The following is a 16,910-nucleotide window of genomic DNA, read 5'->3' as shown; positions in this document are numbered from 1 at the left end:
GCCGCGTTAATTCCATGTTAGGAGATGGGGTTAACGCCCGCTTCTGAGATACCGACCGATTCGCGCTCAGGCCCCGCGCGACAGCGAAATCGGGGCGGCGGACGGACGCTGGTCGCGCGATCCGCCGCGCGCGTCATAGGTGCTCGGCGCCGCGCGAGCGCCGACCTCCTCGGCCACCCCGCGCAGCAGGCTCTCGGCGACCGAACGCGCCGTGCCCAGAACGGCGAGGTTCTCGTCCAGCGCCGCCCGGAAGGCGACGTGCAGCCGCTCCACCTCGCCCACCGCCTCGCGCGGCTGCGCGGCCACCGCTTCGACGCTCGCCTGCAGGCTCTTCACGTCGAGCATGTAGCGCCCGGAAAGCTCGCCCTTCGCCTGCCGCAGGCCGTCGGCCGCGCCATAGGCGCCGGCGCGCACCAGTCGCGTCTCCTCGACGATCACCGCCGTCAGTCGCGCGACGGTGTCGGCGGTTCGCTCCAGGCGTTCGGCGGCCTCCTGCACGGACAGCGGAGACATGGTCGCGGCGGCCGGAACCGCCCGGCGTCGATTGATCATGAGGACTGCCCCCCCTGCTGGATCGCTATGAGTTCGCGGCGGACGTCGTCCGCCAGACCGATTCCGCCGGCGGCCGCGATGGTCCTGCCGTACTGGTCTGCGAGCATCGACCGATAGGCGCTGCCGCCCTCGCCGGAGCCGAGCGGCCCGCTATCGCCGAGGCCCGAGAACATCTGCTCCATCATCTGCGTCAGGAAGACGGCTTCGAAATCCTGCGCGGCGGCGTCGAGCCGGTCATCCGCCTTGGCCGGAGACTTCGCCCCATAGGCCTTCTGGGCGCCGAGGGCCGCGAGGGTGGATGCGGCGGGCGTTGCGGCTTCGGCCATCACATCACCTCGATCTCGGCCTGCAGCGCGCCCGCCGCCTTGATGGCCTGGAGGATCGCGATCAGGTCGCGCGGCCCGACGCCGATCGCGTTCAGGCCGTCCACGAGCTGCCGAAGGTTGACCCCTTCGCGCACGATGGCGAGGCGGCGGTTCTTGTCGGTGTCGACGGAGATTTCGGTGCGCGGCGTCACCACCGTTTCGCCATCGGTGAACGGCTCCGGCTGGCTGGCCACCGGCGTCTCGGTGATCGTCACGGTCAGGTTGCCCTGGGCGACCGCCACCGTGGACACCCGTACGTCCTGGCCCATGACGATGATGCCGGAGCGCTCGTCGATCACGATCTTGGCGAGCTGGTCGGGCTCCACGCGCAGTTGCTCGACCTCGGTCAGCAACTGGACGATGTTGCCCTGGTAGCCCTTCGGCATCTTGAGAGCGACCGAGGAGGGGTCGAGCGGCTCGGCCACGCCCTTTCCGATGAACTGGTTGATCGCCGCCGCGATGCGGCGCGCGGTGGTGAGATCCGGATTGCGCAGCGCGAGGCGGACCGTCGACAGATTGTTCAGCGCGAACGGGATCTCGCGCTCGATCAGACCGCCATTGGAGATGCGCCCGGCGGTCGGCACGCCGCGCACCACCTGGGCGGCTTCGCCCTGGGCGTTGAAGCCGATCACCGCCACCGACCCCTGCGCGACCGCGTAGACCTCGCCGTCCGCGCCCATGAGGGGCGTGACGATCAGCGTGCCGCCCTGCAGGCTGGTGGAGTCGCCGAGCGCCGAGACGGTGACGTCGATGCGGGTTCCCTGGGTCCCGAACGGCGGCAGATTGGCGGTCACCATCACGGCCGCGACGTTCTTGGTGCGCAGGATGGCGCCGCGCGTGTTGACGCCGAGCCGCTCGAGCATCGACTGCAGGCTCTGCTTGGTGAAGGGCGCGGCATTGAGGGTGTCGCCCGAGCCGTTGAGGCCGACTACCAGGCCGTAGCCGACGAGCTGGTTTTCGCGGACGCCTTCGATGTCCGCGAGGTCCTTGATGCGCGAGGTCACCCCTCCCCTGCCCGGCCCGCCGTCGTCGCCATTCGCGAAGGCGTGGCCGCGGGCCGACGCCTGCACGACGGCGCGGCTACGCTGGCCGAGATCCGTCGTCGCGGCCATGTCGGCGGCCTGGGCGGAGAAGACCGTCCAGCAGGCCGCCGCCGCGACGAGCGCGGCCGAAACGAGACGGCGGATGGTGATCTGGGGCATCTGACGGCGCTTCGCAGAACGGGACTGTCTGCGCAGTGCAATGCGAGGACCGTGCCGCCGGCGGCGTTCCAAGAAGATGAGGCGTCAGGCCGGGCGCGAGGCCGGGGCGGCCCGCCCGGTCGCCCGGCAATATTCCGCCGGAACCGGCAGAATCTGCCGGGTCGTTAACGCGTGGTTAAGCATGATGGCTTCAAGTGGCGATCGAGCGGAAGGAACCGCTGCGGGGGCGGCAGGATGCGAATCGACGGTCTCGGTCGCGCGTTCTCGGGCGGCGGCGCCGCCCGGCAAGCGGCGTCAGGCGCCTTCCGCCTGTCAGATCCCGTCGCCACGGAGACGGCGCGCCAGGCGCCGCCGACCCTCTCGGCCCAGGGACTGGGCGCGCTGCTGGCGCTGCAGGCCGAGGAGGAGACGCCGCGCGAGAGGCGTCGACGGGCGGTGCGGCGCGGACGCGGCCTGCTCGACGCCCTCGATGGCCTGAGACTTGCTTTGGTGGAAGGGCGCGCGGATGCGCAGCTCCTGGCCGGGATGGCTCAAAATCTCGCCGGGCGGTGCGGCCAGACGGGCGACGCGGCTCTGGACGACACCCTTTCAGCCATAGAGGTGCGCGCCCAGGTAGAGCTCGCAAAGCGAGGACTTTGACCTGAAAAGCACGCACGGGTTTTTACGTACTCAAGAATAACTCATTTGTTCCAAAGGGTTGGTCGTTAACGGAAGCGATTGTCGGGCGGCCAGCGGATGAGTATATTCCGCGCCGTCCGAGCTCCCCTGCGTGCGGTACCCAGAGGCATCCACATGAGCGTCGAGTTGGCAGACGATTATCGGCCTTCCGAGACCGAGCCGTTCATGAATGAGCGGCAACGCCGGTACTTCCGCGACAAGCTGCTCAACTGGCGCGAGGAGATCCTGCGCGAGAGCCGCGAGACGCTCGAGCACCTGCAGGACGAGAACCAGAACCATCCCGACCTCGTCGACCGGGCGTCCTCCGAGGCGGACCGGGCGATCGAGCTTCGCGCCCGCGACCGGCAGCGCAAGCTGATCGCGAAGATCGACGCGGCGCTGGCGCGGATCGAGGATGGCTCCTACGGCTATTGCGAGGAGACCGGCGAGCCGATCTCGCTCCGCCGTCTGGACGCCCGCCCGATCGCGACGCTGTCGATCGAGGCGCAGGAGCGCCACGAGCGCCGCGAGAAGGTCTATCGCGACGACTGAGCCGAGCGGCTCAACCACCGAGGGTCGCCGGGCGGAGCCTTAAGTTCGCCCCGCGCAGGCGCCATATGCTGGCGCATGTTCCGCTTATTCGAATCGATCATCGATCCGACCGCGCCCCCGGAGCGGCCGGAGCCCCCGGCGCGGCTGCTCGGCTTCTACTGGCACTTCCTCCGGCAGGCCAAGGGACTGTTCGCCGGCCTCCTCCTGGCGGGCCTGCTGCTCGGCCTCGCGGACGCCTCGGTCCCGTTCTTCGTGGGCCGCATCGTCGCGCTGGTGACCAGCACGCCGCCGGAACGGCTGCTCGCTGAAGGCTGGCCGCTGATCGGCGGGCTTGTCGGCACGCTCCTGATCTTCCGACCCGCCGTGCTGTTCGGGCGCGGGCTGATCGCCAACCAGGCGATCGGCCCCGGCTTCTCGAACCTGATCCGCTGGCAGTCGCACTATCATGTCGTCCGGCAGTCCTGGGGCTTCTTCCAGAACGACTTCGCCGGCCGCATCGCCAACAAGGTGATGCAGACCGGGCCGGCGCTGCGCGAGAGCGTCGTCCAGACGGTCGAGGCGGTCTGGTACATCGCGGTCTACGGCGTGAGCGCCATGGTGCTGCTCGCCACTGCCGATCCCCGGCTGGCGATCCCGCTCGGCGTCTGGTTCGTGGGCTACGCGGCGCTGATCTGGCGCTTCGTGCCGCGCATGCGCGACCGCTCGCGCGCGGCTTCCGAGGCGCGCTCGCAGCTGACCGGCCGGATCGTCGACACCTACACCAACATCCTGACCGTGAAGCTGTTCGCCCGCGCCCGCGCCGAGGACTCCTATGTGGGCGACGCGATGGACACGCTGATGGAGCGTTTCCAGCGGCAGTTCCGGCTGGTCACGACCTTCGCGGTCTCGCTCCAGATCCTCAACGCGATGCTGGTCTCCGCGATCACGATCTCCGCGGTCGCATTGGCGTCGTCGCGCTCGATCGAGATCGGCGCCGTCGCCATGGCCATCCCGCTGTCGTGGCAGGTGGTCTCGATGTCCGGCTGGGTGGCCTTCCAGGTCTCGGCGATCTTCGAGAATGTCGGCGTCGTGCAGGAAGGGCTCGCGACCATCGCCCGGCCCCTGCAACTCGCCGACGACGCTAAGGCCGAGCCGATCGCCGTGCGCCACGGCGACGTCCGGTTCGAACGCGTGAGCTTCGGCTACGGGACGCCTCGCAAGGTGATCGACGACTTCTCGCTCCACATCCGGCCGGGCGAGAGGATCGGGCTGGTCGGCCGCTCCGGCGCGGGGAAATCGACGCTCGCGAACCTCCTGCTCAGGTTCTTCGATCCGGCCTCCGGCCGCATCCTGATCGACGGCGTCGACATCGCCCGGGCGACGCAGGAATCGCTGCGCGAACAGATCTCCGTCGTCACGCAGGACACTTCGCTGCTGCACCGGTCGATCCGGGACAACATCGCCTATGGTCGCCCGACCGCGACCGATGACGAGATCGTCGCCGCCGCCCAGCGCGCCGAGGCGCACGACTTCATCCTCGGCCTCACCGACCTGCACGGCCGGACCGGTTACGACGCGCATGTCGGCGAGCGCGGCGTGAAACTCTCCGGCGGGCAACGCCAGAGGGTCGCGATCGCGCGCGTGATCCTGAAGGACGCTCCGATCATCGTGCTCGACGAGGCGACCTCGGCGCTCGACTCCGAGGTCGAGGCCGCGATCCAGACGAGCCTCGACGCGGTCATGGCCGGCAAGACCGTGATCGCGGTCGCGCACCGGCTGTCGACGATCGCACGGATGGACCGGCTGGTCGTGCTGGACCAGGGCCGCATCGTAGAACAGGGCTCGCACGCCGAGCTGATCTCGAAGGACGGCCTCTACGCCGCCCTGTGGCGGCGGCAGTCGGGCGGCTTTCTGGACGACGGCCCCACTCAGGCGGCGGCCGAATAGGACCTCAGGCCGGCTCGCCGCCCGGCAGAGCTTGCTGAGCAGCGCTCACCCGCTGCTCGGCAATACTCTGCTAAGCATAGCCCACGAATGATGTGACGATCGTTGAACGCGACTTGAAGTGTCGCGTTGGCGCGCTGGGAGGCCCTCATGCCGACGCGCGCCATGATCGATCCAGTCGAATCCCTCGCCATGAACCTGTTCCGCCGCGACCATCCGGACCGGCTGTGGTCGCTGAGCGTCGCTCCGGACCCTGAAGCAGGAGCGTCCGCCGAGGAACGCTCGCTCTACCGCTGCTTCGCGCGGGCGCAGCTCGCCGAGCGCACGGCCCGTCCGCGGCCCGCGAGCGTTCACGTCCTGCACGCGCAGTAGCGCAGCTCAGCCGGCGATGCGGTCGAAGTCCGCGAGCGCGCGCGTCGCGCGCCTCAGTCGCGCGAGCAGCTTGAGCCGGTTCGCGCGAAGCGCCGGATCGGGCGCGTTCACCGTCACCTGATCGAAGAACGCGTCGACCTCCGGCCGGAGCCGGGCGAGCGCCGCCGCCGCGAGCGCGAAATCCTCCTGGCCCACAGCATCGGCTGCGGCCGGCGCAGCGAGATCGAGCGCCTTGGAAAGATCGATCTCGGCCTTCTCCGTCAGCAGGGCGCAGTCGACCTCGCCCTCGAAGGCTCCGACGCCGTCCTTCTTCTCCTCGGCCCTCAGAATGTTCGCGGCGCGCTTGTAGCCGGCGAGCAGGTTCTTGCCGTCGTCGGTCTCGAGCAGCTTCCCGAGCGCCTCGACCCGCCGGACGATCAGCACGAGGTCGTCGTTCTGCCCCCCTCCCCCTTGCGGGGAGGGGCCGGGGGTGGGGGTGGTCAAGGAAGGAGCTGTCGGCTCGCCATCGGCCGCGGCGCCCGGTCCTGCGCCACCCGCCACCCCGACCCTCCCCCGCAAGGGGGGAGGGAGTTCGCCCGCCGCGAGAGCTGCGTCCACGAGGTCGTGGCGCGCTCCCTGCTCGCGGAGCTGGACCTTGAGGCGGTCCGCGAAGAAGGCCAGCAGGTCCAACGCGACCTCGGCTCCCAGGATGGAAAGCAGCCGCAGCCGCAGCCCATTATCGAGGATGATGCGCACGACGCCGAGCGCCGCGCGCCTGAGCGCATAGGGGTCCTTGCTGCCCGTGGGCTTCTCGTCGATCGCCCAGAAGCCGACCAGCGTGTCGATCTTGTCGGCGAGCGCCACCGCGATCGAAACCGGCGCGGTCGGGACGCGGTCCGAAGGGCCCTGCGGCCGGTAATGCTCCTCGAGCGCCGCCGCCACGTCGGCGTCGAGCCCCTCGGCCTCGGCGTAATAGCGGCCCATCAGGCCCTGCAGCTCGGGGAACTCGCCGACCATCTCGGTGACGAGATCGGCCTTGGCGAGCCGCGCCGCCTGTCCGGCCTTGTCCGGATCGGCGCCGACCAGCGGCGCGAGCTCGCGGGCGAGCCGCTCGATGCGCTCGACGCGCTCATGCTGCGTGCCGAGCTTTTCGTGGAACGTGATCGACTTCAGCTTCTCCAGCCGGTCAGCCAGCGGCGTCTTCTTGTCGGTCTCCCAGAAGAACCGGGCGTCCGACAGTCGCGCGCGCACCACGCGCTGGTTGCCATGGATGATCGCCGCGCCGCCGTCCGCCGCCTCGAGATTGGCGACCAGGATGAAGCGGTTCGCGAGCCGGCCGTCGGCGCGCCGCAGCACGAAGCACTTCTGGTTCGCCCGGATGGTCGCGCGGATGACCTCCTCGGGGACCTCGAGGAACTCCTCCTCGAAGGCGCCCATCAGCACGACCGGCCACTCGACGAGCCCCGCCACCTCGTCGACCAGCGCCTCGTCCTCGACCAGTTCGAGGTTCTGCGCCTGTGCGAGCGTGCGGGCGTCGGCGCGGATCATGTCGCGGCGGCGTTCGGCGTCGAGCACCACATGGGCCTTCTGCAGCGCGTCGACGTAATCATCGAAGCGCCTGACCCGGATCTCCCCAGGAGCGTGGACGCGGTGCCCGCGCGTGACGTCGCCGGACGCGACGCCGCCGACCTCGAAGCGGACGATCTCCGGCTCCTCCTGGGTCGAGCCGAAGGTCGCGACGATCGAATGCAGCGGCCGCACCCAGCGCAGCGTTCCCGAGCCCCAGCGCATCGACTTGGGCCACGGGAAGCCGGCGATGATCGCCGGCATGATCTCGGAAATGACTTCCGCGGTGGCGCGGCCGGGCTTCACGCTGCGGGCGACGTAGAAGTCGCCCTTCGGATCGGACTGGACGACGGCCTCGTCGATCGAGGCGAGGCCCGCGGCCTTCAGAAAACCCTCGAGCGCTTTCTCGGGCGCGCCGACGCGCGGCCCCTTGCGCTCCTCGCTGCGGTCAGGCTGCCGCGCCGGCAGGCCCACGACGACCAGCGCCAGCCGGCGCGGCGTGGCGAAAGCCTTGGCGCCCTCATAGGTCAGCCCACGCTCGACCAGCGCGTCGGTGACGAGCCGTCGGAGATCGTCCGCCGCCCGCGCCTGCATGCGCGCCGGGATCTCTTCGGAGAGAAGTTCGAGAAGGAAATCAGGCATGAGCGCTCTACTCCCCTCCCCCTTGCGGGGAGGGGTCGGGGGTGGGGGTGGCGCCCCTTGAGGCGCCGTCGCGCGCCGCGACCGCTGCCGCGATCGCTTCAAGCACGCCGTCGATATTCGAAAGCACGTCCGTGTTCCAGAACCGAAGCACGCTCCAGCCCTGCGCCTCCAGCGCGGCGGTGCGCTCCGCGTCGGCCGCGTTCTCCGCGTGCTGACCGCCATCGACCTCCACGATCAGTCGGGACCTCAGGCAGGCGAAGTCTGCGATGAACGAGCCGATCACCATCTGACGGCGAAAGTGCGAACCCGGGACCGCGAGGCGGCGAAGGCGCAACCAAAGCTTCCGCTCGGCGTCTGTGGGTTCCCGGCGCATATGGCGGGCGAAGCGGCCTGTCGCCGGAACCGGAGCTCCATCGAGGGTCGTGGCCCAGGGACGGGAACGATCAAAGTCGCTGATCATCCTGCAGCACCCCCACCCCTAACCCCTCCCCGCAAGGGGGAGGGGGACAGCCGCTCCGCCGGCTTCGGTCTTGAGCCAGGCGGCGCCGCAGGCCTTGGCGAGGTCGCGCACGCGCAGGATGTAGCTCTGGCGTTCGGTCACCGAGATCACCCCCCGGGCGTCGAGCAGGTTGAAGGCGTGGCTCGCCTTGATGGCCTGGTCATAGGCCGGCATCGCCATCAGCCGGCCGTCGGCCTCCCCGGCCTCGATCAGCGCCTTGCATTCCTGCTCGGCGTCCTGGAAGTGCCGTTTCAGAAGTTCGACGTCGGCGTTCTCGAAATTGAAGCGCGAATATTCCTGCTCGGCCTGCCGGAAGACGTCGCCATAGGTGACCTTCTCGGCGCCGTCGCGGCCGTTGAAGTTGAGGTCGAAGCCCCGGTCGACGCCCTGGATGTACATCGCGAGACGCTCGAGCCCGTAGGTCAGCTCGCCGGACACCGGATTGCAGTCGACGCCCGCGACCTGCTGGAAATAGGTGAACTGCGACACCTCCATGCCGTCGCACCAGCACTCCCAGCCGAGTCCCCAGGCGCCGAGGGTCGGGCTTTCCCAGTCGTCCTCGACGAAGCGCACGTCATGCACCGTCGGGTCGAGGCCGAGCGCCTTGAGGCTGTAGAGATAGAGCTCCTGAAGGTTCTCGGGGCTCGGCTTCAGGATGACCTGGAACTGGTAATAGTGCTGGAACCGGTTCGGGTTCTCGCCGTAGCGCCCGTCCTTGGGCCGCCGCGAGGGCTGCACGTAGGCCGCCTTCCAGGGGCGCGGCCCGAGCGCGCGCAACGTGGTGGCGGGATGGAACGTGCCGGCCCCGACCTCCATGTCGTAGGGCTGCAGGATCACGCAGCCCTGCTCCGCCCAGAAGCGTTGCAGGGTCAGAATGAGCCCCTGGAAGGACTTCTTGGGGCTCATCGGGTCGTCGGTCATGAGGCGGTCGGGCGTCCGGTGCGAAGGCGCGCGGACGCTAGTTGGGGCGCCCCGGAGGGTCAAGGCGTGGCGCCGCGACCTTGAGGCGTCGCCGGATCGCGAGGCTTGCGCCCGCCGCTACTGCGGCCGCCATTCGCCGGTTGCGGGGTCGCGCCTCAGGGTTGGGCGCTCGGACCGCTCGGCGACCAAGGACGCCGCTTCGTTGCGGTCGAGCTCGCGGTTCACCCGCCGCCATTCGCGCTTCAGCGCCTTGGCGCCGAACACCGCTCCGGCGGCTGCGGCGGCGATCAGAAGGAAGGGCGGCATGGGCGCGGCTCCGGTCAGGGCCAAGGACGGCCTATGGACCATCATCCGTGATCTTGGCCGCCATGGGGCGGCGCGTCAAAGACCGAAGCGGCCCCAGAGCGCACGCGCCTCGAGCGCCGCGATCGCTTCTTCAGCGAGCCCGACGCCGACGCCTTCGCTGCGCCCGGACAGCCGCTTCAGAAGCGACGTCTTCGGGGTGACGGACTTGAGTTCGACCTTGTCGCCCCAGCGTTCGCGCATGGTGGTGCGCAGATCGCCGAGCCGGTCGACCAGGCCGAGGCCGAGCGCCGCCGCGCCGGACCAGAACGCGCCGGTGAACATGTCCGGATGATCGGACAGCGCCGCGCCGCGGCGCTCCTTCACGAGCGCGATGAAGTGCTCGTGCACCTCGCGCTGAAGCTCCTTGAGCCGCTCGACGTCCTCCGCCTTCTCCGGCTGGAACGGGTCGAGGATCGCCTTGTTGCGTCCGGACGCGTAGAGCCGCCGCTCGATCCCGAGCCGCTCGATCGCGCGGTCGAAGCCGAACCCGGCGGAGACCACGCCGATCGATCCGACGATCGACGACGGGTCGGCGACGATCTCGTCGGCCGCGCAGGCGATCATGTAGCCGCCGGAAGCAGCGACGTCCTCGACGAAAGCCGCGACGCCGATCTCCTTCTCCCGGCTAAGCGCCCGGATCCGCTGGTGGATCAGATGCGACTGGACCGGCGAGCCGCCGGGCGAGTTCACGATCAGCGCGACTTCCTTCGCGCCAGGCATCGAGAACGCCTTGTCGAGCGCTGCGGCGACGCCGGCCATGGTCACGCTCTGACGAAGCGGACCGCCCATGCCGATGGCGCCGTGCAGGCGGACGACCGGCACGACCGGTCTCCCGTCTCTGAGGCGTTCGGGAAGAACGGGCCCGGCGAGGCGGCGCAGTGTTGCGAAGGATGTGCTCATACGGCTGGATATAGGCCTAGGCCGCGCGTTCACAACGCTGCGGCGCGCATGGATGAACGCCGACTGAATATCGGGATCAGGATCGGTTCAGCGCCGACGCCCCATTCATGGAACCAAGCCGGGCGCCGCCCGTCTCAGGGACAAGCCAGCCGGCGGCTGGGCCGCGCCCACAGTGGTTTTCGAGGAGGACATGATGGTTCGTAACTTTGTTCTCGCCGCAGCTCTCGCGGCCGGGGCCTTCGCGGTCGCTCCCGCGCCCGCCTCGGCCGGCGTTTACCTCGACGTCGGGGGTGGGCCCTATTACGGCCACCGCCACCATTATCGGCCCTACTACCGTCCCTATCGGCCCTACTACCGCCCGTATCGCGCTTACCGCTCCTATGGGCCCCGCTGCCGCACGGTGAGCCGGCGCTACTGGAACGGCTACCGCTACGTCGTCACCAACCGCCGCGTCTGCCGCTACTGAGGCCGGCGGGCCCGACGGATGAGGCGCCCCGACGGGGCGCCTCCCTATGGCCTTGAGCGGTCCAGCGCGATCGTCGCGTCGCCGCGCTGCGCGGCGTCGCCCTCCGAGGTGAAGCCTCCAGCAGGCGCGTGCATCACGAGAGGCGGCAACAGCGCGAGGGCGCCGCGCCGGCCCTTTCGGGCCGCGACGATGATCCTCGTCGCCGGCGCATCGTCGCGGGCATGGACCGGCAGCAGGCGGACGTCGCCGAACCGGCCGTCGAGCGCGCCGAGGATGCCGGCGAGCGCCTCCGGGCGGTGGATCATGACCAGGTCGCCCTGAGGCTTCAGCAGCCGGTTCGCCGCCAGCGTCCAGTCGCCCAGAAGGCCCTCCGGCGACCCGTGGGCGCGCGCCTTGACCGCGTCCGGCGACAGCCGGAACCTGTCAGCGTCGTCGAACGGCGGATTGAAGGCGACCAGGTCGCATGAGCCCGCCGCCGGCTCGGCGGGACCCCGGCTCGTCGCGAGGGTCGCGACGTCGGCGCAGGCTGCGGCCGCGCGGCCTTCAAGACCGTTGCGCCTGGCGTTTTCGGCCGCGATCGCCGCCAGGCCCTCGTCGATCTCCACGAGCGCGACGCGCCCGGCGCCGGCGTGCGCGAGCGCGAGGCCGACCGCGCCGACCCCGGCCCCCAGATCCGCCGCCACCGCGCCCGGCGCCAGTCGGGAGCGGGCGGCCGCGACCAGCAGCGCCGCGTCGGTTCCGACGCGGTGCCCCCGCCGCGGTTGCAGAAGCCGGAGACGCCCTCCGAAGAACAGATCGTCAGTGAGTTCGCCGTTCACGGCGTCTCGGGTCGAAGCTCGTGGGAGAGGCCGGCCTCCACCAGCGCCCGGCGCGCCCGGGCCGCATCCTCGTCCGCCACCAGCACCCGGCTGGCCAGAATGCCGAGAGAGCCCTCCAGCACGCTCATGTTCCCGTCGACCACGACGGGCTCGATCCCCTCCTCGCCCAGCCGGGCGCGGACGAAGGACAACAGCACCGGATCATTGCTTCTGATGAGTTCCTGCAAGAGCCATCGCCTGTGTTGGAGGGTCGTTTAGCGGATTTAACGCTTTTGGCGGGGATCGCCACGCCGGGGCCCAACTTCGGCCCGCGGCCTCGGTCATGAAGTCCGGGTCGTTCGGGCTTCGGAGTTCGTCATGCGTGCTGAAGTGGTCGCTCTCGCCGTCGCAGTCGTGCTGCTGCTGTTCGCCTCCCAGAAGCTGCTCGCCGCCCGCGCCGTGCTGCCGGTCTGAACCGCCGGCGTTTTACGACTTGCTCCCCCGGAGGGGCGTGGCTACGGTCCGCCCCGGTCCGAGGCAGTTGGGAGCGCTCCGATTGGGCGTTGTAGTGCCGTTAGAGGAGCGCCCCGGCGGGACTGACGCCGGTCTCGCGCCCCTTCTCAAGCTCGTCGCTCCCGCCATGGAGCGCGTCAACGCCTTCATCCTGTCGCGCACCGGATCCGAGGTCGTGATGATCCCGGAGGTGGCGAACCACCTGATCTCGTCGGGCGGCAAGCGGCTGCGGCCGATGCTGACCCTCGCGACCTCGGCGCTCTGCGGCTATTCGGGCGACGGCGACGTCAAGCTCGCGGCGGCCGTCGAGTTCATGCACACCGCGACGCTGCTGCACGACGACGTCGTCGACGGCTCCGAGATGCGGCGCGGGAAGCTCGCGGCGCGCATGCTCTGGGGCAACGAGGCGAGCGTGCTGGTGGGCGACTTCCTGCTCGGCCAGGCCTTCAAGATGATGGTCGAGGTCGGCTCGCTCGAGGCGCTGCGCATCCTTTCCGAGGCCGCCGCGGTGATCGCCGAGGGCGAGGTCATGCAGCTCGCCGCCGCCAAGAACACCGCGACCACCGAGGACGAGTATCTGGCGGTCGTGCGCGGCAAGACGGCAGAGCTGTTCGCCGCCGCCTGCGAGGTCGGGCCGGTGATCGCCGGCCGGCCGCGCGCCGAGCAGGCGGCCGCCCGCTCCTACGGCATGAATCTCGGCATCGCCTTCCAGCTGGTGGACGACGCGCTCGATTATGGCGGCCGCGAAGCGAAGCTCGGCAAGAAGGTCGGCGACGATTTCCGCGAGGGCAAGATCACGCTGCCCGTGGTGCTCGCCTATCGGCGCGGCTCAGCCGAGGAGCGCCTGTTCTGGAAGCGCACGCTCGAGGATGGCGACGCGCAGGACGCCGACCTCGCCGAGGCGATCCGCCTGCTCGGAAAGCACGGCGCGATCGAGGACACGCTCGCCCGCGCCCGGCACTACGGCGCGATGGCGCGTGACGCGCTGGCGCTGTTCGAGGACCGCTCGGAGGCCCGCGCCCTGCTCGACGTCATCGGCTTCGTCACCGCCCGGGCGCACTGAGGTCAGGCCCGCGGGCCGAACAGCACCACCGCCGCGCCGGCAGATCGCGGAGCCCGTCAGGTCCCACCGGTCGGGCCTGACGTCCTCGACGGCCCAGAGCCAGGCGAGCGAGGCGGCGACGTAGACGCCGCCATAGGCCGCGTAGGCCCGCCCCGCCGCCTCGACCTCGACCCGGGTGAGCAGCCAGGCGAACAGCAGCAGCGAGGCCACGCCCGCCGCAAGCCAGGCCGGCGACGCGCCCTGCCTCAGCACGGCCCAGAAGGCGAAGCAGCCGGCGATCTCGGCGAGCGCCGCCGCGACGTAGATCGCAGGCGTCATCGCGCCTTCCTCACTGCAGCAGGGTGGGCCGGATCCACCACCCCGGAAGGGCGCCGCGCAGCGTCCGCGCGGCGCGGCGTGCGGCGCGTACGTCGTCGAACAGGCCGAACACGGTCGCGCCGGAGCCCGACATGCGCGCCAGCAGGCAGTCGTCGACCGCCGATAGCGCGGCCACGCCCCTGACGACCGCGGGCTCCAGCGCGCGGGCGGGCGGCTCGAGATCATTGCGGCCGGCGGCGATCGCCGCGACCGCGGCTTCGAAGGTCGCGCCGGGTTCGGGCGACGGCCCGCCGAGGCGCTCGCCGGCTGCGAGACCGAGGCCGTGGTAAACCGCGACGGTGGACAACGGCTTCAGCGGGTTCGCCAGCACGGCGCAGAGCGGCGGCAGGTCCACCGGCGCGAGCCCCTCGCCGCGGCCGCGCATCATCGCGGCCCGCGACTCCAGGCAGGCCGGCACGTCGGAACCGGTCGCCGCCGCGGCGGCGACGATGCGGGCGTCGTCATGCGGAAGCCCGTTCGCCTCGCAGAGCAGCCGGAGCGCCGCGCCGGCGTCCGCCGAGCCGCCGCCGATCCCGGCCGCCACCGGCACCCGCTTGACCAGCGTGAACCGGCCGAGCCGCAGCCCCTCGATCCGCGCGGCCGCCTCGCGCGCAGCCTTCAGGACGAGATTGTCGTCGGTCGGCCCCGCCGCGTCGGAGAACGGCCCCTCGACCGCGAGCGACAGCGGGCCATCCGGCTCCAGCGTCAGCGCGTCGGCCGCGCAGCCCGCGAAAGCGACGAGGCTGTCGAGCTCATGAAAGCCGTCGAGCCGCCGCCCGAGGACGTGGAGCGTCAGATTGACCTTGGCGGGGGCGCGGGCGCGAAGCAGCATCGCGCCTGCCTGTATCACCGCCGCAGCCGCCGCGTAAGCGCGGCGGCGCGAGGTCAGCCGCCGTTCTTCTTGTCCGACGCGTCGGCGGAGGCGTCGGTCTTCTTCTCGTCCGGCAGCCCGTCCTTCAGCTTGGCCTCGATCTTCGGCAGCTCGGCCGGCTCCGGCTTGAGGTCCTTGGCGTGGCTCCACTGGAAGCGCGCCTCGAGCTTGCGGCCGACCCGCCAGTAGGCGTCGCCAAGATGGTCGTTCATCACCGGATCCTGCGGGCGAAGCTCCACCGCCCGCTCGAGCTCGCGCACCGCGTCATCGAGCTTGCCGAGGCGGTAATAGGCCCACCCCAGGCTGTCGACGATGTAACCGTCATCCGGCTTCAGCTCGACCGCCCGCTTGATGAGCTTCATGCCCTCCTCGAGGTTGATGCCCTGGTCGATCCAGGAATAGCCGAGGTAGTTCATCACCAGCGGCTGGTCGGGGGAGAGCTCCAGCGCCTTCTTCAGGTCGGCCTCGGCCTTCGGCCACTGCTTCGAACGCTCATAGGCGATGCCCCGGACATAGTAGAGCGACCAGTTGGCCGCGCTCGGCTTCGCCGCCGCGTCGGCGGCTGCGGCCTTCTGCTCGTCCGAGGGATTGCTCGCCTGCCGCGGCGGCAGCAGCAGCTTCTGGCCCGGCTTCAGCTCGTTCGACTTCGCGAGCGGACCGCCATTCGCGCGTTCGGCTTCGGGCGTCCGGTTGAAATCCGCGAGCTCGCGCCAGCGGTTGCGATCGCCGTAGACCTCCTTGGCGATGTCAGGGAGCGTCTCGCCGCCCTTCACCACATAGCTGGTCGGCTCCGCGGCCCTGCCCGGCGCCTCACCTGCGCTGGCGAGCGGCGCCTCGATCAGCGCGACGGCGCGCGAATAGGTCTCCGCCGCCTCCGCGAATTGCTCGCGCCCGCGCTCGATGTTGCCGAGCGCGATGATCGCCTCCTGGTCGGTCGGATCGGCTGCGATCAGCTTGGCGAGCTTGCTCTTGGCCTCTTCCGTCTTGTCGAGGCGGTCGAGATCCATCGCGCTCTGGATTTCGGCGTTGCGCTTGAGCGGCGACGAGGCCGGAACCCGCGCATAGGCGTCGATCGCCTGCTGGTACTGGTTCAGCTGGTCGTAGAGGTCCGCCAGCGTGACGAGCGCCATCGCGTGGTTGGGCTCGGCGTAGAGGGCGAGCTGGAGGTAGACGAGCGACAGATCCTCGCCCCCCTGGCGCGCGAGCGCGCCTCCGATCCCGTAGAGCACCTCGGCCACGCCGTCGCTGACGTCGGCGATCGGACGCCGCAGATCGCCGCCGTTCTGGACCGCGGTGCGGGCTTCCCGGATCAGCGGATGGCGCGGGGCGACCTTCTCGAAATCCGCGAGCAGCTTGAGCGCGCCGTCCTTGTCGCCGTTCCGGGCCCGGAACAGGGCGGCGGCCTGCACGATGCGCAGCGCGCTGCCGTCTCCGGACAGGGCCGCGTCGAAACGCTTCTTCGCTTCCTCGCGCCGTCCGCCGAGATCCGCGACGAGCGCGGCGTGATAGTCGCGGAAGGTGCCGAAGAAGTCCGCGCCCTGCAGCTTGTCGATGCTGGCGAGCGCCTTGCCGGTCTGGTCGGAGCCGAGCCACGCCCAGGCCGTCAGCAGATGATCGGTCAGCTCGGCGAGCGGCCCCTTGGCGCTCTGCGTCAGCTGGCGACGCGCGGCCGCGTAGTTGTGGGTCTTGATCCCCCTCACCGCCAGCGCGAGCCGCGCCATGCGGTTGCTCGGATCCTTGGCCACGAGCCGTTCGGCGAGCCGCATCGCGCCCTCCGCGTCGCCCTCGACGAGCGTCAGCAGAAAGGTGCGCTCGAGGAGCTCCGGGTTTTTCGGGTCAGCGCGCAGCGCGGCCCTGAAATAGGCCGCGGCCGAAGCGGCGTCGCGTTCGGAGCCGGCGATGCGCCCAGCGAGATAGTTGCCGGCGAGAGAGCTGCGCGACGCCGCGAGCTCCACCTCGGAGGCCGGCGAGGAGACGGCGGGACCAGCGGCCACCAGCGCGGCCACCACGGCGAAAGGCGCGACGCGCCGCTTAAGCAAGGTCACGTAGATCCGGTCCTCCGGGGCAGCGCTGCGCGAAGCAGCGTGGCGCGCAACATGAACCTCGCGAGCGGACCCCACAAGCCGGGCGGAATTGCGGAACGCGAGACGCGGAGACCCGGCGTGGCCTGCGAAATGGCGCGTTCGGGGCGGCGCGCAGGGTCGCCCGCTACCGCACAAGCGCGTGACTCCGGTCATTTTCGGCCTTCCCGCGACGGGCTGACACGGTAAGTCTTCGCGTCTGCGACGAATCATATCGCAAGCGCGAAGGGGACCTATTGGCGCGGGCACGGACGATCTTTTCGCGCGTCGCCGCAGGCTGGCTTCTG

General features: G+C 70.4%; 18 protein-coding genes and 1 pseudogene. 6 read left to right on the top strand and 13 right to left on the bottom strand.

Features of this window, described 5'->3' with window-relative positions; genetic code table 11:
- Positions 1–66: 66 nt before the first annotated feature.
- Genes GGR24_RS10885 through GGR24_RS10875 form a run of 3 tightly spaced genes read right to left on the bottom strand, consistent with a single transcriptional unit; the run spans position 67 to position 2,119 of the window.
- Positions 67–552: a hypothetical protein gene (locus GGR24_RS10885; protein ID WP_183395384.1), complete on the bottom strand. Its 486-nt coding sequence runs from the start codon at positions 550–552 to the stop codon at positions 67–69.
- Complete coding sequence (locus GGR24_RS10880; RefSeq protein WP_183395383.1) at positions 549–878, bottom strand: rod-binding protein; 330 nt, start codon at positions 876–878, stop codon at positions 549–551. Before GGR24_RS10880 ends, GGR24_RS10885 begins: the two co-directional genes overlap by 4 nt.
- Complete coding sequence (locus tag GGR24_RS10875; protein WP_246398320.1) at positions 878–2,119, bottom strand: flagellar basal body P-ring protein FlgI; 1,242 nt, start codon at positions 2,117–2,119, stop codon at positions 878–880. Before GGR24_RS10875 ends, GGR24_RS10880 begins: the two co-directional genes overlap by 1 nt.
- Positions 2,120–2,353: 234 nt before the next feature.
- Here GGR24_RS10875 and GGR24_RS10870 point away from each other — a divergent pair, with 234 nt between their 5' ends.
- The 4 genes from GGR24_RS10870 to GGR24_RS10855 all read left to right on the top strand — a co-directional run bounded on the left by GGR24_RS10870 (position 2,354) and on the right by GGR24_RS10855 (position 5,623).
- Positions 2,354–2,758, top strand: coding sequence for a flagellar assembly protein FliX (locus GGR24_RS10870; RefSeq protein ID WP_183395382.1), 405 nt, complete (start codon positions 2,354–2,356; stop codon positions 2,756–2,758).
- Positions 2,759–2,911: 153 nt separating this feature from the next.
- Positions 2,912–3,328 carry an RNA polymerase-binding protein DksA gene (gene dksA, locus GGR24_RS10865; RefSeq protein ID WP_183395381.1) on the top strand — a complete coding sequence of 139 codons (417 nt, stop codon included), beginning with the start codon at positions 2,912–2,914 and terminating at the stop codon, positions 3,326–3,328.
- A gap of 75 nt (positions 3,329–3,403) precedes the next feature.
- The gene (locus tag GGR24_RS10860) at positions 3,404–5,254 is read left to right on the top strand and encodes an ABC transporter ATP-binding protein (RefSeq protein ID WP_183395380.1); all 1,851 of its coding nucleotides are present in this window, start codon (positions 3,404–3,406) and stop codon (positions 5,252–5,254) included.
- 147 nt (positions 5,255–5,401) lie between these two features.
- Positions 5,402–5,623, top strand: coding sequence for a hypothetical protein (locus GGR24_RS10855; protein WP_183395379.1), 222 nt, complete (start codon positions 5,402–5,404; stop codon positions 5,621–5,623).
- Between the two features lie 6 nt (positions 5,624–5,629).
- Here GGR24_RS10855 and glyS read toward each other — a convergent pair whose 3' ends face one another.
- From glyS to GGR24_RS10830, 5 genes are all read right to left on the bottom strand, one after another.
- Positions 5,630–7,810: a glycine--tRNA ligase subunit beta gene (gene glyS, locus GGR24_RS10850; protein WP_183395378.1), complete on the bottom strand. Its 2,181-nt coding sequence runs from the start codon at positions 7,808–7,810 to the stop codon at positions 5,630–5,632.
- Positions 7,811–7,817: 7 nt separating this feature from the next.
- Positions 7,818–8,270, bottom strand: coding sequence for an endonuclease domain-containing protein (locus GGR24_RS10845; protein WP_183395377.1), 453 nt, complete (start codon positions 8,268–8,270; stop codon positions 7,818–7,820).
- An 18-nt stretch (positions 8,271–8,288) separates the two neighbouring features.
- On the bottom strand, positions 8,289–9,230 hold the full coding sequence (locus GGR24_RS10840; protein ID WP_183395376.1) for a glycine--tRNA ligase subunit alpha: 942 nt from the start codon (positions 9,228–9,230) through the stop codon (positions 8,289–8,291).
- A 117-nt stretch (positions 9,231–9,347) separates the two neighbouring features.
- Entirely contained in the window at positions 9,348–9,536 is a 189-nt protein-coding gene (locus GGR24_RS10835; RefSeq protein WP_183395375.1) for a hypothetical protein, read from the bottom strand.
- 75 nt (positions 9,537–9,611) lie between these two features.
- The gene (locus tag GGR24_RS10830; protein WP_183395374.1) at positions 9,612–10,475 is read right to left on the bottom strand and encodes a S49 family peptidase; all 864 of its coding nucleotides are present in this window, start codon (positions 10,473–10,475) and stop codon (positions 9,612–9,614) included.
- A 190-nt stretch (positions 10,476–10,665) separates the two neighbouring features.
- Here GGR24_RS10830 and GGR24_RS10825 point away from each other — a divergent pair, with 190 nt between their 5' ends.
- On the top strand, positions 10,666–10,941 hold the full coding sequence (locus GGR24_RS10825; protein WP_183395373.1) for a hypothetical protein: 276 nt from the start codon (positions 10,666–10,668) through the stop codon (positions 10,939–10,941).
- A 44-nt stretch (positions 10,942–10,985) separates the two neighbouring features.
- On the opposite strand, the gene GGR24_RS10820 is transcribed toward GGR24_RS10825, so the two are convergent.
- Together GGR24_RS10820 and GGR24_RS10815 are read right to left on the bottom strand one after the other, a co-directional pair.
- Complete coding sequence (locus GGR24_RS10820; protein WP_183395372.1) at positions 10,986–11,759, bottom strand: methyltransferase; 774 nt, start codon at positions 11,757–11,759, stop codon at positions 10,986–10,988.
- A complete protein-coding gene (locus tag GGR24_RS10815) occupies positions 11,756–11,986 on the bottom strand; it encodes a putative signal transducing protein (protein ID WP_183395371.1) in 231 nt (76 codons plus the stop codon). Before GGR24_RS10815 ends, GGR24_RS10820 begins: the two co-directional genes overlap by 4 nt.
- Before the next feature lie 308 nt (positions 11,987–12,294).
- Here GGR24_RS10815 and GGR24_RS10810 point away from each other — a divergent pair, with 308 nt between their 5' ends.
- Positions 12,295–13,314, top strand: a complete 1,020-nt coding sequence (locus GGR24_RS10810; protein ID WP_183395370.1) for a polyprenyl synthetase family protein — start codon at positions 12,295–12,297, stop codon at positions 13,312–13,314.
- Positions 13,315–13,407: 93 nt separating this feature from the next.
- On the opposite strand, the pseudogene GGR24_RS10805 reads toward GGR24_RS10810, so the two are convergent.
- The 3 genes and pseudogenes from GGR24_RS10805 to GGR24_RS10795 form a co-directional block, all read right to left on the bottom strand.
- A pseudogene (locus GGR24_RS10805) lies at positions 13,408–13,632 on the bottom strand (YnfA family protein); the annotation flags it as partial.
- A gap of 10 nt (positions 13,633–13,642) precedes the next feature.
- Positions 13,643–14,503 (bottom strand): 4-(cytidine 5'-diphospho)-2-C-methyl-D-erythritol kinase, encoded by an 861-nt coding sequence (locus GGR24_RS10800; protein WP_183395369.1) that lies wholly within the window; start codon positions 14,501–14,503, stop codon positions 13,643–13,645.
- Between the two features lie 53 nt (positions 14,504–14,556).
- Entirely contained in the window at positions 14,557–16,587 is a 2,031-nt protein-coding gene (locus tag GGR24_RS10795) for a tetratricopeptide repeat protein (protein ID WP_343066243.1), read from the bottom strand.
- Between the last annotated feature and the right edge of the window lie 323 nt (positions 16,588–16,910).

Source organism: Hansschlegelia beijingensis (assembly GCF_014196425.1).
GTDB classification, from domain to species: Bacteria; Pseudomonadota; Alphaproteobacteria; order Rhizobiales; family Methylopilaceae; genus Methylopila; species Methylopila beijingensis.
Note: the sequence above shows the minus strand (reverse complement) of the source record. Positions and strands in the feature narration are given on the sequence as shown.

Bases quoted from the DNA above. Each gene is read 5' to 3' on its own strand.
- GGR24_RS10885 (WP_183395384.1), bottom strand. From the start codon at position 552: ATGATCAATCGACGCCGGGCGGTTCCGGCCGCCGCGACCATGTCTCCG.
- GGR24_RS10880 (WP_183395383.1), bottom strand. From the start codon at position 878: ATGGCCGAAGCCGCAACGCCCGCCGCATCCACCCTCGCGGCCCTCGGC.
- GGR24_RS10875 (WP_246398320.1), bottom strand. From the start codon at position 2,119: ATGCCCCAGATCACCATCCGCCGTCTCGTTTCGGCCGCGCTCGTCGCG.
- GGR24_RS10870 (WP_183395382.1), top strand. From the start codon at position 2,354: ATGCGAATCGACGGTCTCGGTCGCGCGTTCTCGGGCGGCGGCGCCGCC.
- dksA (WP_183395381.1), top strand. From the start codon at position 2,912: ATGAGCGTCGAGTTGGCAGACGATTATCGGCCTTCCGAGACCGAGCCG.
- GGR24_RS10860 (WP_183395380.1), top strand. From the start codon at position 3,404: ATGTTCCGCTTATTCGAATCGATCATCGATCCGACCGCGCCCCCGGAG.
- GGR24_RS10855 (WP_183395379.1), top strand. From the start codon at position 5,402: ATGCCGACGCGCGCCATGATCGATCCAGTCGAATCCCTCGCCATGAAC.
- glyS (WP_183395378.1), bottom strand. From the start codon at position 7,810: ATGCCTGATTTCCTTCTCGAACTTCTCTCCGAAGAGATCCCGGCGCGC.
- GGR24_RS10845 (WP_183395377.1), bottom strand. From the start codon at position 8,270: ATGATCAGCGACTTTGATCGTTCCCGTCCCTGGGCCACGACCCTCGAT.
- GGR24_RS10840 (WP_183395376.1), bottom strand. From the start codon at position 9,230: ATGACCGACGACCCGATGAGCCCCAAGAAGTCCTTCCAGGGGCTCATT.
- GGR24_RS10835 (WP_183395375.1), bottom strand. From the start codon at position 9,536: ATGCCGCCCTTCCTTCTGATCGCCGCCGCAGCCGCCGGAGCGGTGTTC.
- GGR24_RS10830 (WP_183395374.1), bottom strand. From the start codon at position 10,475: ATGAGCACATCCTTCGCAACACTGCGCCGCCTCGCCGGGCCCGTTCTT.
- GGR24_RS10825 (WP_183395373.1), top strand. From the start codon at position 10,666: ATGATGGTTCGTAACTTTGTTCTCGCCGCAGCTCTCGCGGCCGGGGCC.
- GGR24_RS10800 (WP_183395369.1), bottom strand. From the start codon at position 14,503: ATGCTGCTTCGCGCCCGCGCCCCCGCCAAGGTCAATCTGACGCTCCAC.